This window comes from Pseudomonas neuropathica (assembly GCF_015461835.1).
In the GTDB taxonomy this organism is placed as follows: Bacteria; Pseudomonadota; Gammaproteobacteria; order Pseudomonadales; family Pseudomonadaceae; genus Aquipseudomonas; species Aquipseudomonas neuropathica.
This window is the reverse complement of record NZ_JACOPX010000006.1, coordinates 140,547-153,038: the sequence shown is the minus strand read 5'-3', so window position 1 is coordinate 153,038 and position 12,492 is coordinate 140,547. Positions and strand designations below refer to the sequence as shown.

The window sequence follows — 12,492 nt, the reverse complement described above, 5'->3', positions numbered from 1 at the left end:
CGAGCAGGCTCTCTCCCACGTTTGAGCGTGTTCCAAGGTGGGAGCGGGCTTGCTCTTCAGCCGCGATAAATGTTGAGACGATGTACGCGTATCTGTACCTGCGAGTGGGTTGCTTTCTTTGCCTCAATCGACTGCCAGGTTGTCCCGAGCCCACTGTTCAGCCGTAGTGACCTGAATCGATTGCCGCTCGTTGAAAGTCCCCGCTTTCGGCCACGACACGCCTCTGCCTTGGGCAAATACGGCGCGGTATTTTTTGATGTGGTGAGTGGGGTCTTTTTCCAGTTCCTGCATCAGGTACGGAATCGTCCAGACGTTACGCTTGAACGGCCGCCCCAGCACCCGTTCAAGCAGGCTCGCCACCTGCCCATACGTCACCGTGTCGCCAGACAGGTACACGATCTCATTGCGAAAGCGCGGTTCGAAGAAAACGATGTCCGCTGTCAGTTTGCCGATGTCCTCCGGTGTCGTGAGTGTCACGCTGGTTTCCAGGCTGCCCAAGGCGTTGACGGTGTGGTTGTCAAAATCGACGACTTCAAATACCGGCTCGAACAGAAAACTGGTGAACATGCCGGTCGAGATGATCACCCATTCGGTTTTATCCTGGGCGCGGAGCAACTCGCGCACGTCGAGTTGCGCATCGAACAAGTCCTGCGGGCTGCCCCGGCCAATCACTTCGAAATCGACGCCAAACTGCCAGGGGAAGTAGCGCTTCACGCCGGACTTTAGCGCTGCTGTTGCCAGTTTCATCGGCGTTTCACGGCCCGCGACCATGCCTGCGCAGCCTATGACGGTGTCGAATGCTGCGAACATTTCGGCCAGTTGATCGATGGAGTCGTCAACCAGGTCTGCTGCGACCAGTTGGATGCCCAGACTGCGCAGTTCATCGATTTCCAGTTTTTTCTCGGGGGCTTGCGTGTTGATGGTCGAGTCCCTGAGCAGGACGCTGAGGGTGCTGCCGGGCGAGCGCTTGGCTACCCGCGCAAGATTGCGCAGCACCGGCAGGCCGAGTTCGCCGGCGCCGAGTACGAGAATGGATTGTGGGGAAGGGTGGGTCGCTGCGGTCATGATGTTTCCTGAGATTCGTCGTCTGTATGATTTGTCGATGCTGGCACGATTGCGCAGCGCTCAGAAGAAGGCACACGCGTGATACCAGGGGGACACATGACCGATGAGGAAATCATTAGCCAGGCAGAAGCGATCTGCCAGACGCTAAGACGAGACGAAGATGGCGTGCGGCGCGAAGTCTTGGCGCACGCCGGTAGCCGCTGGTCACTGGGTATCCTGCATACCCTGGGTGTGTACGGCACGATGCGTCATGCCGAGATCAAACGGCAAATGACCGGCGTGACTCAGCGCATGTTGACCAAGACGCTGCGTGCACTGGAACGCGATGGTCTGTTGATACGGCGGGAGTTGGATCAAGTGCCGCCCCATGTCGAGTACGAGCTGACGGCGTTGGGTATGGAGTTGTTGGTTCGCATGTCACCGATTTGGACGTGGGTTGTGGAGCACGTCGATGATTTTCGCGAGGCGCGTCGGGTGTTTGATGGTCAGAGTGGGAAAAAGCCTTCGTGGCAGGTTCCGGTGGTGGGGCTGGTTGATTTGGATGGGGCTGATTGAATAGTTACTTTGGCTAAGACCATTGCCTGGAACGTTGCCAGTCTGTTGTGGGCTTCGGGGCTTGCGATCAAGCGGCCCTCACCCCAGCCCTCTCCCGGAGGGAGAGGGGGCCGACCGAGTTGTCTAGCGGGGTACGTCGACCTGGAAGATTTTGGTGATTATGGCTTTGGTGATTCTGGAGGTTTCGAGTAGTAGCTACCCTCACCCCAGCCCTCTCCCGGAGGGAGAGGGGGCCGACCGAGGTGTCTTGCGGGGTACGTCGACCAGAAAGATTTTGGCGATTATGGTTTTGGTGAAAGACTCCAGCGGTGATGCCTTCGGGGAAGGATCTTCGATTTCGTTTTGTGAGCTTTTGGCCATTTTGGATTCAATGAAAGACGTTCAAGTCGGTGTAGCTCTCGAATATCCCCGAATCGGTCCCCTCTACCTCTGGGAGAGGGCTAGGGTGAGGGGCTTTCGGTTCGCGACAACAAAGTCTCAAGCCTGGCCAACGGCGGCGCATCCTGGTTGCGGTCAAATACCTGGATGCCAATCTTGAGTAAGCGGCCGTTTTCGGCTGCGCTGATCAGCTGTTCACAGCGCAACAACAACCGCCCTTGATCGCAGTCCTGAGCTTTCATCCCCATCGGCAACTTCCCTTCCAGTCGCAACTCCGCCATCCGACTCTGCGCCGCAATCATCGCAACCGACCTATCCCTCAAAACCCCGCTACTCTGCGTCATCAACCCCGCCACCCGCACAGCCGCCGACATCGCCACGGCAATAATCGCCAGCGCCACCAGCACCTCAATCAACGTGAAACCCGCTTCCCGCGAACGCGCACGCATAAACCGCCCAAAGCCAAAACCCAGCCCTCGACGCTAACCCGCGTCCTTGACGGCTTGACGACGAAAACACCCGAGGATTTTCAACATCACTGACATATCTTCTTGCAACACTGCGCGTCGAATCGAATCAAGCCAGGGAATGTCGAGATGGATATCGCACCTTTCAAATCGCTTCAGCACCCGATGCGCGCGCCGCGCGGGCAGCAGGGTTTTACCCTGATCGAGATCATGGTGGTCGTGGTGATTCTGGGGATTTTGGCGGCGATGGTGGTACCCAAGGTGCTCGACCGGCCGGATCAGGCGCGGGCGACGGCGGCGAAGCAGGATATTGGTGGGTTGATGCAGGCCTTGAAGCTGTATCGCCTCGATCACGGCACTTATCCGAGCATGAACCAGGGGCTGAAGGTGTTGGTGGAGCGGCCGGCGGATGCGAAGAACAGCAATTGGCGTTCGTACCTGGAGCGTTTGCCGAACGATCCGTGGGGGCGTCCTTATCAGTACCTCAACCCCGGCGCCAATGGCGAGATCGACATCTTTTCCCTCGGTGCCGACGGTCAGCCGGACGGCGACGGCGTGAATGCCGATATCGGTTCCTGGCAGTTGTAAGGCCGGCCATGAACAGCCGCTCGCCTGAGGGGGCGAAGCAACAGGGCATGGCGATTATCAGCGCGTTGTTGATTGCTGCGGTGGTGGCGGTGATTGCGGCGGGGATGTTGGCGCGCCAGAGCGTGTCGACCCGTGCGCTGGAGGCGGATCAGCAGCGCGTGCAGGGGCGTTGGCTGGTGCAGGGTGGGTTGGAGATCAGCCGTCAGTTGCTCTGGGATGCACGTCAGCGCGATCCGTTGACCCGGCTCGATCAGCCGTGGGCGCAACGTCTTTCCGCGCAAGGTTTTGAAGGGCGACTGGAGGATGAGCAGGGCAAGTTCAACCTGCGCAATCTGGTGGCCAACGAGCGTGTTGATGAGGCGCAGGTGGCGGCGTTTCAGCGCTTGTGCGAGTTGATTGGGGTCAGTGCCGGATTGAGTCAGCGCATCAGTCAGCGGGTGATTGCTTCGTACCCGCGACTGCTGAATCCGCAGATTGCCGAGGCGCCGAAAAGCGGTTTCGACAGTGGTCGCGCGACCTCGCCAAATGCGTCACACAAACCTCAGAACCCGACGCTGCCGATGCTGCGCAGCATCGATGATTTGCGCAGTGTCGACGGTGTGAATGAGGCGCTGATCGGCAAACTGGCGCCGTACCTGACGGTGATCCCCGCGACCACTTGGCTCAATGGCAACACCGCCACCGCGCCGGTCTTGGCCGCGTATGTGCCGGGGCTGTCGCTGGAGCGCGCGAATGCGCTGATAGCCGAGCGCGACGCCGGGCGCTGGTTTATCAACCGTGGCGATTTCGTTAACCGTTTGCGCATGCCGCAACTGGAGCTGACCAGCGTCAAGGTCGGCATCACCAGTGACTGGTTTCGCCTGCGCGGTGAGGCGCGGCGCGATCAGCGGCGGGTCAGTCTTGAGGCGTTGTTGCATCGCAGCCAGGACCGCTTGCCGCAGGTGATCTGGTCGCGGGTGGGCGTATGAGCCAGTTGAAAGTGGCGTTGCCACCCTTGGCGGAGCTGGATCTGCACAGTGAATTGCTTTGCGCCTGGCTGGATCGTCAGGGTCAGGTCACCCGGGAAGAACGCCTCAGTCTGAGCCAGTTGAGCCAGCAGTCGAAACTGCCGCCGCTGGTGTGTTTTCTGCACCCGGCTGACAGCCTGTTGGCGAGTCTCGATTTGCCGCCGCTGCCTGCGAACAAGATTGTCGCGGCGGTGCAGTGTGCGGCGCAGGCCTTGATGCTGGGCGACAGCAATGAGATGCACATCGCGCACAGCTCGAGGGACGAGGCCGGGCAGGTGCAGATCGCCTGGGCGCCTCGGCAGCACTTGTTGCGGTTTGGCCAGTTGCTGAAAAGTGCTGGGCTGAACCTGCGCGGTCTCTACCCGGCGCCGTACTGTTTGCCAGTGTTGCCCGGCACCGTCGCTTGCGTGCAGGACGGGCATTTGTTGCTGCGCGATAGCGTGCAAGCGGCGCGGGTGCAGCCGTTGTTCGATGACGGTTTCGACGGTGTCGTGTGGGAACCGGGCGTCACTTTGCATTGGATCGGTGAGCAATCGCCGCCGGGTGCTGAACTGCCGATGGCCGATGCGCAGCGCTGGACCGGGCCGCTTCCGGGTTGGGGGCTGCATGGCGCGGTCCAGCAACAAAAAACCGAGCATCGCGGCTGGGGCAGGGCGATCGCCCTGTCAGCGTTGGCCGTGACCATTTGGGTGATCGGTTTGAACCTGTATGCCGCCCGCGAGGCCGGGCAGGGCCAGCAACTGAAAACCCAGATGAACCTGCGGGTAAAGCAGGCGTTCCCCGAGTTGCCGGTGATCCTCAACCCGTTGCAACAGGCTCGCCAGCAATTGGCGGCGCGGCAGAAGGGCGCGGCGGATGATCCGGCGCAGACCTTCAATCGGCTGGTGTTGCAGGCCGGCAGCGGCATGCCGTCGATGGCCGGCAGTGTCGAGCGGCTGACGTTTGTCGACGGCGTCTTGCAACTGAGTCTGCTGAGTGAAGCCCGTCGCGGCGGCAATGATCAGGAGTGGCAAAGCACCTTGGCCCAGGCCGGTATCAGCGTTACCGCAGATGACGAGGGCTGGACCTTGCGTCCGGCCACTGAAGCCACCCCAAGCGACAGCGATGACAACGGCGGAGCAGAAGAAGATGAATAAGGCCTCGCTCGCGCTCTACCGCGCCAAGTGGCAACGCTTTAACGCTCAGGTGCAGACCCGTTGGCAGCCGTTGGCCCAGCGTGAAAAACGCATGGTTGCCGGCATGGCTGTTGCGCTGATCGGCCTGCTGTTGTGGGTTGCGCTGATCCAGCCACCGCTGAAGAAAATTGCTTATTGGGAAGCCGAGACGCCAAAGCTGCGCGCCCAGACCGAAGCGTTGGAAGTATTGCTGCGCGAAGTCAGCGTGCGTCCCACCGGGCAAAGCGTGGCGCAGTCGCTGGAGCAGACCCTACAGGCCAGTGGCTTGGCGGGGCATTACCAATTACAGGAGGCACAGGGCGCCTGGCAGTTGACCTTCGACGCGGCGCCGGCCGACGCCGTGCTCGACTGGCTGTTGAGCAACCCGGCACAACTTTCTCTGCAAGTGGTCGAGGCCCGTTTGCAACGCGCAGACAACCCCTCGACCGAAGTCACCGCCGGCACTTTGTCAGGCACCGTTCGCATGGATCAGGCGCTGGGCGCTAAGGAAGCTTCATGAAGGGGTCAGGATCCAAACCGGCACGTCTGGCGTTGCCGATGTTGCTGATGGCGTTGAGCGCGTGCAGCAACACCACACCACAGAATCAGCCGCCGTTGCTGGTCGACAGTGAACTCGGGCGGCCACTGGCCAACACCCAGCGCAGCGGCGACGCGGTGCTCGATCGCGAGCGCGCGCAGGCTCAGGCGCGCCCCGTGCCGAAGCAATTACACAACATCACCAAGAGTGCGCGCAGCGGTGCGGCGGCGTCGGGCATTGCCTTGCCGAGCAATCCTTTGGGTGATCAACCGGTGACACTGAATTTTGTCGACGCCGATATTCAGGCGGTGGTGCGGGCGTTGTCGCGTTCCACGGGTCAGCAGTTTTTGGTCGACCCTCGAGTGAAGGGCACGTTGACCCTGGTCTCGGAAGGTCAGGTGCCGGCGCGGCAGGCTTACGACATGTTGTTGGCGGCGTTGCGTATGCAGGGTTTCAGTGTGGTTGACGTCGGCGGTGTGGCGCAGGTGGTGCCGGAGGCGGATGCGAAGTTGCTCGGCGGGCCGATTTACAGCGCTGACAAACCGGCGGGCAACGGCATGCTCACACGCACGTTTCGCCTGCAATACGAAAACGCGGTGAACCTGATTCCGGTGCTGCGGCCGATCGTTTCGCCGAACAATCCGATCAACGCTTATCCGGGCAATAACACCATCGTCATCACCGATTACGCCGAGAACCTGACCCGCGTTGCGCAGTTGATCGCGAGTATTGATTCGCCGAGCGCGATCGACACGGATGTGGTGCAGATCCAGAACGGCATTGCCGCTGACATCGCGCCGATGGTGGCGGATTTGCTCGATGCGCCGGGCAATGATCCGACGCAGAAAATTGCGGTGATTGGAGATCCGCGTTCCAACACCATCATCATTCGCGCCGGCAGCCCGGAGCGTACCGAGCTGGCGCGTAATCTGATCTACAAACTGGATAACGCGCAGAGCAATCCGAGCAACCTGCATGTGGTTTATCTGCGAAACGCCCAAGCGGCAAAACTGGCGCAGGCCTTGCGCGGTTTGCTGACCGGCGAGAGTGACAGCGGCACCAGTGACAGTGCGCGTTCGGTGCTCAGTGCCATGGGCGCAAGTACCGGCGGCAGCGCTGGGCAGAACGGCCAGAGCGGCACGCAAACCAGCGGCAGCATATCGACCACTAACAGCAGCGGCAGCACGGGCGGTAGTTACGCGCAGGGCAGCAGTGGCAGCACAACCGGCAGCGGCGCTCAGAACAGCGATCAGAACGTCGCCTTCAGTGCCGGCGGCGTGACCATTCAGGCTGACGCCACCACCAACACCTTGCTGATTTCCGCGCCGGAGCCGTTGTATCGCAACCTGCGTGAAGTCATCGACTTGCTCGACCAACGCCGCGCGCAAGTGGTGATTGAAAGCCTGATCGTGGAAGTCGGCGAGGACGATGCCAGTGAATTCGGTGTGCAGTGGCAGACCGGTAATCTCGGCGGCAACGGCGTGATCGGCGGGGCCAATCTGGGTGGTTCTGGGATCAACGTCAACGGCAAGACCAGCATCGATGTGTTGCCGCAAGGTTTGAACCTGGGCTACGTCAACGGCACTGTCGACATCCCCGGCATTGGCAAGATTCTTGATCTGAAAGTGTTGGCCCGGGCGTTGAAGAGCAAGGGCGGCACCAACGTGTTGTCGACGCCGAACCTGCTGACGCTGGACAACGAAGCGGCGAGTATTTTTGTCGGCCAGACCATCCCGTTTGTCAGCGGCAGTTATGTCACTGGCGGTGGCGGCACCAGTAATAACCCGTTCCAGACCGTGACCCGTGAAGAGGTCGGTTTGAAGCTCAACGTGCGCCCGCAGATTTCCGAGGGCGGCACGGTGAAGCTCGATATCTATCAGGAAGTCAGCAGCATTGATGAGCGGGCTTCGGCCAGTGCCAATTCGGCGGGGATCGTCACCAACAAACGCGCGATCGATACCAGCATCCTGCTCGATGACGGCCAGATCATGGTGCTCGGCGGGTTGCTCCAGGACGGCTACAGCCAGAGCAATGACGCGGTGCCGTGGCTGGGCAGCCTGCCGGGGATCGGCGCGCTGTTTCGCAACGAACGTCGGGCGATCACCAAGACCAACCTGATGGTGTTTCTGCGTCCGTACATCATCCGCGACAGCGAAGCGGGGCGCAGCATCACCCTTAATCGCTACGACTTCATGCGCCGCGCGCAGGGTGGTTTGCAGCCTGAACGCAGCTGGGCGATGCCGGACATGCAGGCGCCGCAGTTGCCGACGGCGGCGCAGGGTGTGCCGGCGGTTTTACCTGGGTCGGGTCCGCGCGCAACCATCAAAGCGGTGCCCATCCAATGACGCCGACATCACCTCTTGATCTGAAAAACCGACGTGTAGGAGCTGCCGAAGGCTGCGATCTGTTGATCCTGCTCTTCGACGGACCCCGACGGCCAAAGATCAAAAGATCGCAACCTTCGGCAGCTCCTACAGGGATTGGGGAGGGCTTGAAATGAGCGCGTTGCCTTACGCCTGGGCCAAGGCGCAGCGGATTCTGTTGTGCGATGGCGTGCTGACGGTGTGCCCGTCAACGCCGGGCTGGTCGATCAGCGAGGCGCGGCGCCAATTCGGCGCGACCACGATTCAGCGCGTGCGCGATGACGAACTCGATGGCTTGCTCGCCGCTGCCTATGCCGACACCGGCAGCGCCGCCGCTGTGGTCGGCGCTGCAGAAAACGAAGTCGATCTCGACCGCCTGATGCAGGACATGCCGGAAATCACCGACCTGCTCGACACCCAGGACGGCGCGCCGGTGATCCGCATGATCAACGCCTTGCTCACTCAAGCCGCGCGCGATGAGGCCAGCGACATCCACATCGAACCGTTCGAAACCCATTCGGTGGTGCGCTATCGCGTCGACGGCACGTTGCGTGACGTGGTCTCGCCGCGCAAGGCGTTACACGGTGCGCTGGTGTCGCGGATCAAGATCATGGCGCAACTCGACATCGCCGAAAAACGCCTGCCGCAGGACGGTCGCATCGCCTTGCGCGTGGCCGGGCGGCCGATCGATATTCGTGTTTCCACCGTGCCAACCGGGCATGGCGAAAGGGTGGTGATGCGCCTGCTCGATAAACAGGCCGGGCGTCTGCATCTGGAAACCCTCGGCATGGACGCGCAGGTGTTGGCCAAACTCGATCACCTGATCCGCCAGCCCCACGGCATCGTACTGGTCACCGGCCCCACCGGCAGCGGCAAAACCACCAGCCTCTATGCGGCACTGGCCCGGCTCGATGCGAGTACCAGCAACATCCTCACCGTCGAGGATCCGGTGGAGTACGACTTGCCGGGGATCAGCCAGATTCAGGTCAACGCCAAGATCGACATGACCTTCGCCTTGGCACTGCGGGCGATCCTGCGGCAAGACCCGGACATCATCATGATCGGCGAAATCCGCGATCTCGAAACCGCACAAATCGCCGTGCAGGCCTCGCTGACCGGGCATTTGGTGCTGGCAACCTTGCACACCAACGACGCGGTGTCGGCGGTCAACCGCTTGATCGACATGGGCGTCGAACCGTTTCTGCTGGCCTCGTCGATGCTCGGCGTACTCGCACAACGACTGGTGCGACGCCTGTGCAATCAATGCAAGCAGGAAGACCCGGCGACACCCGGCACTTGGCGCCCGGTCGGCTGTGCAGCGTGCAATCAAACCGGCTACAGCGGCCGCACCGGCATCCACGAATTATTCTGCATCGACGACGACATCCGCACCCTGATCCACCAAGGGGCAGGGGAGCAGGCCTTGCGCGCATCAGCCGCGAAGGCCGGGATGTTCAGCCTGCGCGAGGACGGTGAGCGCTGGATCCGCAGCGGTGCCACCGCCCCTGAAGAAATCCTCCGTGTGACACGGGACGCCTGATGAATCGCTATCGTTTTGAAGCCGCCGACGCGACCGGCAAGATTGAGTCCGGGCACCTTGAGGCGGACAGCCAGAGCGCCGCTTTCACAACATTACGCGGGCGCGGTTTGACCGCGTTGTCGGTGCACAAGGAAAGCAACGTTGCCCAGCACGGCGGTGGTGGATTGTTCAGCGCCAAACTCTCGGACAACGATCTGGCTTGGGCCACGCGCCAATTGGCGAGTCTGTTGGGCGCGAGCCTGCCATTGGAGGCAGCGCTGAGTGCCACGGTCGAGCAGGCCGAGAAAAAACACATCGCCCACACCCTCAGCGCCGTGCGTGCGGATGTGCGCAGTGGCATGCGTCTGGCCGAATCACTGGCGGCGCGGCCACGGGATTTTCCCGAGATCTATCGCGCGTTGATTGCGGCGGGTGAGGAGTCCGGTGATTTAGCCCAGGTCATGGAACGCCTCGCGGATTACATCGAGGAACGCAACAACCTGCGCGGCAAGATTCTCACCGCGTTTATTTATCCGGGCGTGGTCGGTCTGGTGTCGATAGGCATCGTGATTTTCCTGCTCAGTTACGTGGTGCCGCAGGTGGTCAGCGCGTTTTCCCAGGCGCGGCAGGATTTGCCGGGGTTGACCTTGGCGATGCTCAACGCCAGTGATTTCATCCGCAGTTGGGGCTGGCTGTGCGCCGCGATCATGGCCGGCGCGTTTTGGAGCTGGCGCCTGTACCTGCGCAATCCGGCGGCACGCTTGAGTTGGCATCATCGAGTGCTGAAGTTGCCGTTGTTCGGGCGTTTTATCCTTGGCCTGAACACTGCGCGTTTCGCCTCGACCCTGGCGATTCTCGGCGGCGCCGGGGTGCCGTTGTTGCGTGCGCTGGAGGCGGCGCGGCAGACCTTGTCCAATGACCGCTTGAGTTTGAGCGTCACTGAGGCCACGGCCAAGGTGCGTGAGGGTGTCAATCTCGCGGCAGCGTTGCGCGTGGAAAATGTATTCCCACCGGTGCTGATTCATTTGATTGCCAGTGGCGAGAAAACCGGTTCATTGCCACCGATGCTCGAGCGTGCGGCGCAGACCCTGTCGCGCGATATCGAACGGCGGGCAATGGGCATGACCGCGCTGCTGGAACCGCTGATGATCGTGGTGATGGGCGGGGTGGTGCTGGTGATTGTGATGGCGGTGTTGTTGCCGATCATTGAGATCAACCAATTGGTGCAATAGATGTCTGCTGTTTTGTGGGTGTCTGGTCGGGCCTCATCGCGAGCAGGCTCACTCCTACATTTGAAATGCGTTCCTCTGTAGGAGTGAGCCTGCTCGCGATGAGGTCAGCTCAGGCAAAGAATCTGTAAAACTTTTACACCGCATTCGACCATCACCCGACCCTCAAAAGAACCATCCTCGGGTTCTCCTTTCTGTCATCTGCAACCACCCGCCAACGCCTCCAGCCCGATTCAGCCAAACCCGCGATCCAGACACTGCGCAGCAGGCGACAAACACCCGAGAAAATCCCTCTGAAAACACCGTTCAGCTCCCGAGGTTTTTTCCTTTATCTGTCACCGGAAACTGCGAATTTCTCAGTGCGACTTAACCAAGGCCAACGCTAGCGAGGGCCCCGGTGAGTCCTCCCAGTGTCATGCAAGTCACCCGAAAACCTGTGTTCACAACCTAGTTGAAAAGGAGATTCTTCATGTTCAAGCGCACTCTGATCGCAGCTTCCCTGACCGTCGCCGCTCTGGCCTCCGCTCAAGCCATGGCCGTTACCGGTGGTGGTGCAACGCTGCCTGCCGCTCTGTACAAAGGCTCTGCCGACAGCATCCTGCCAGCCAACTTCTCCTACGCTGCCATCGGTAGCGGCGGTGGCAAGACTGCTTTCCTGAAGAACAACCCGGCTGGCTTCGGCACCACCGGCACCGTGCACTTCGCCGGTAGCGACTCGATCCTCAGCGCTTCGGAACTCAGCACCTACACCACCGAATTCGGTGCTTCGTACGGCCCGCTGATCCAACTGCCTTCGGTAGCCACTTCGGTTGCCATCCCTTACAAAAAAGCCGGCCAGACTGCTCTGAACCTGACCAGCGCGCAATTGTGCGAAGTGTTCTCCGGCCAGAAAACCACTTGGGGCGCGCTGCTGGGCACTGCTGACACCACCGCCATCCGCGTGGTTTACCGCAACGTTTCCAGCGGCACTTCGGAAATCCTGACCCGTCACCTGAACTCGGTCTGCCCGACTCAGTTCAACACCAACTCTACCTTCACCAGCGCCCGTATCGGCGGTATCGCTCTGCCTTCGAATTGGGTCGGCGTCGCCAACACTTCTGAAGTCGCCACTGCCGTGAACGCGGTTGACGGTTCCATCGGTTATGTTGGTCCGGACGGTGTTGACGCTACCAGCAACGCTGTGGTTGCCCGCGTCAACGGTGTTCAGCCAACGTCGCTCAACGTGACCCTGGCCCTGTCATCGGTTTCCGCGCCTGCGACTCAAGCAGCGGCTACCAACCCGGCCAACTGGTCGCCAGTAGTGGCTAACCCGGCTTCGGGCTACAAACTGGCTGCCTACACCAACTTCATCTTCGGCCAGTGCTACAAGGATGCAGCTGTGGCCGCAGACGTCAAAGCCTTCCTGACCACTCACTACAGCATCCCTGGCAACAACGCTGCGACTCAGGCTCACAAGTTTGTCGCTGTGCCTAACGCCTGGAAAAACGCTGTAACCGCGAGCTTCATCACCAACACTTCGGGCTACAACCTGGACATCAACAACGCTAGCGTCTGCAACGCTATCGGTCGTCCTTAAGCTCAAGCTGGCGTAATCGAAATGGCGGCAACCTTCGGGTTGCCGCCATTTTT

Annotated in this window: 11 protein-coding genes; 9 read left to right on the top strand and 2 right to left on the bottom strand. The window is 60.9% G+C overall.

Features of this window, described 5'->3' with window-relative positions; genetic code table 11:
• Positions 1–123: 123 nt before the first annotated feature.
• Positions 124–1,065, bottom strand: coding sequence for an aromatic alcohol reductase (locus tag H8F23_RS10195; protein WP_194934282.1), 942 nt, complete (start codon positions 1,063–1,065; stop codon positions 124–126).
• A 96-nt stretch (positions 1,066–1,161) separates the two neighbouring features.
• Here H8F23_RS10195 and H8F23_RS10190 point away from each other — a divergent pair, with 96 nt between their 5' ends.
• Positions 1,162–1,620: a winged helix-turn-helix transcriptional regulator gene (locus tag H8F23_RS10190; protein WP_194934281.1), complete on the top strand. Its 459-nt coding sequence runs from the start codon at positions 1,162–1,164 to the stop codon at positions 1,618–1,620.
• A gap of 440 nt (positions 1,621–2,060) precedes the next feature.
• On the opposite strand, the gene gspI is transcribed toward H8F23_RS10190, so the two are convergent.
• The gene (gspI, locus tag H8F23_RS10185) at positions 2,061–2,447 is read right to left on the bottom strand and encodes a type II secretion system minor pseudopilin GspI (RefSeq protein WP_194934280.1); all 387 of its coding nucleotides are present in this window, start codon (positions 2,445–2,447) and stop codon (positions 2,061–2,063) included.
• Between the two features lie 147 nt (positions 2,448–2,594).
• Between gspI and gspG the strand changes: the two genes are divergently transcribed.
• The 8 genes from gspG (at position 2,595) to H8F23_RS10145 (ending at position 12,439) form a co-directional block, all read left to right on the top strand.
• The gene (gene gspG, locus H8F23_RS10180; RefSeq protein ID WP_407692557.1) at positions 2,595–3,053 is read left to right on the top strand and encodes a type II secretion system major pseudopilin GspG; all 459 of its coding nucleotides are present in this window, start codon (positions 2,595–2,597) and stop codon (positions 3,051–3,053) included.
• Between the two features lie 8 nt (positions 3,054–3,061).
• Positions 3,062–4,021 carry a type II secretion system minor pseudopilin GspK gene (gene gspK, locus H8F23_RS10175; protein WP_194934279.1) on the top strand — a complete coding sequence of 320 codons (960 nt, stop codon included), beginning with the start codon at positions 3,062–3,064 and terminating at the stop codon, positions 4,019–4,021.
• The gene (gene gspL, locus H8F23_RS10170) at positions 4,018–5,196 is read left to right on the top strand and encodes a type II secretion system protein GspL (protein ID WP_194934278.1); all 1,179 of its coding nucleotides are present in this window, start codon (positions 4,018–4,020) and stop codon (positions 5,194–5,196) included. The genes gspK and gspL overlap by 4 nt, the downstream gene beginning before the upstream one ends.
• Entirely contained in the window at positions 5,189–5,734 is a 546-nt protein-coding gene (gspM, locus tag H8F23_RS10165) for a type II secretion system protein GspM (RefSeq protein ID WP_194934277.1), read from the top strand. Before gspL ends, gspM begins: the two co-directional genes overlap by 8 nt.
• Positions 5,731–8,097 (top strand): type II secretion system secretin GspD, encoded by a 2,367-nt coding sequence (gspD, locus tag H8F23_RS10160; protein ID WP_194934276.1) that lies wholly within the window; start codon positions 5,731–5,733, stop codon positions 8,095–8,097. The genes gspM and gspD overlap by 4 nt, the downstream gene beginning before the upstream one ends.
• Before the next feature lie 151 nt (positions 8,098–8,248).
• Positions 8,249–9,655, top strand: coding sequence for a type II secretion system ATPase GspE (gene gspE, locus H8F23_RS10155; RefSeq protein ID WP_093442461.1), 1,407 nt, complete (start codon positions 8,249–8,251; stop codon positions 9,653–9,655).
• The gene (gspF, locus tag H8F23_RS10150) at positions 9,655–10,866 is read left to right on the top strand and encodes a type II secretion system inner membrane protein GspF (protein WP_194934275.1); all 1,212 of its coding nucleotides are present in this window, start codon (positions 9,655–9,657) and stop codon (positions 10,864–10,866) included. The genes gspE and gspF overlap by 1 nt, the downstream gene beginning before the upstream one ends.
• A gap of 466 nt (positions 10,867–11,332) precedes the next feature.
• The gene (locus tag H8F23_RS10145) at positions 11,333–12,439 is read left to right on the top strand and encodes a substrate-binding domain-containing protein (RefSeq protein ID WP_194934274.1); all 1,107 of its coding nucleotides are present in this window, start codon (positions 11,333–11,335) and stop codon (positions 12,437–12,439) included.
• The last annotated feature ends 53 nt before the right edge of the window (positions 12,440–12,492 follow it).

Excerpts from the sequence above, each read along its gene's own strand:
- H8F23_RS10195 (WP_194934282.1), bottom strand. The coding sequence starts at position 1,065 with ATGACCGCAGCGACCCACCCTTCCCCACAATCCATTCTCGTACTCGGC.
- H8F23_RS10190 (WP_194934281.1), top strand. The coding sequence starts at position 1,162 with ATGACCGATGAGGAAATCATTAGCCAGGCAGAAGCGATCTGCCAGACG.
- gspI (WP_194934280.1), bottom strand. The coding sequence starts at position 2,447 with ATGCGTGCGCGTTCGCGGGAAGCGGGTTTCACGTTGATTGAGGTGCTG.
- gspG (WP_407692557.1), top strand. The coding sequence starts at position 2,595 with ATGGATATCGCACCTTTCAAATCGCTTCAGCACCCGATGCGCGCGCCG.
- gspK (WP_194934279.1), top strand. The coding sequence starts at position 3,062 with ATGAACAGCCGCTCGCCTGAGGGGGCGAAGCAACAGGGCATGGCGATT.
- gspL (WP_194934278.1), top strand. The coding sequence starts at position 4,018 with ATGAGCCAGTTGAAAGTGGCGTTGCCACCCTTGGCGGAGCTGGATCTG.
- gspM (WP_194934277.1), top strand. The coding sequence starts at position 5,189 with ATGAATAAGGCCTCGCTCGCGCTCTACCGCGCCAAGTGGCAACGCTTT.
- gspD (WP_194934276.1), top strand. The coding sequence starts at position 5,731 with ATGAAGGGGTCAGGATCCAAACCGGCACGTCTGGCGTTGCCGATGTTG.
- gspE (WP_093442461.1), top strand. The coding sequence starts at position 8,249 with ATGAGCGCGTTGCCTTACGCCTGGGCCAAGGCGCAGCGGATTCTGTTG.
- gspF (WP_194934275.1), top strand. The coding sequence starts at position 9,655 with ATGAATCGCTATCGTTTTGAAGCCGCCGACGCGACCGGCAAGATTGAG.
- H8F23_RS10145 (WP_194934274.1), top strand. The coding sequence starts at position 11,333 with ATGTTCAAGCGCACTCTGATCGCAGCTTCCCTGACCGTCGCCGCTCTG.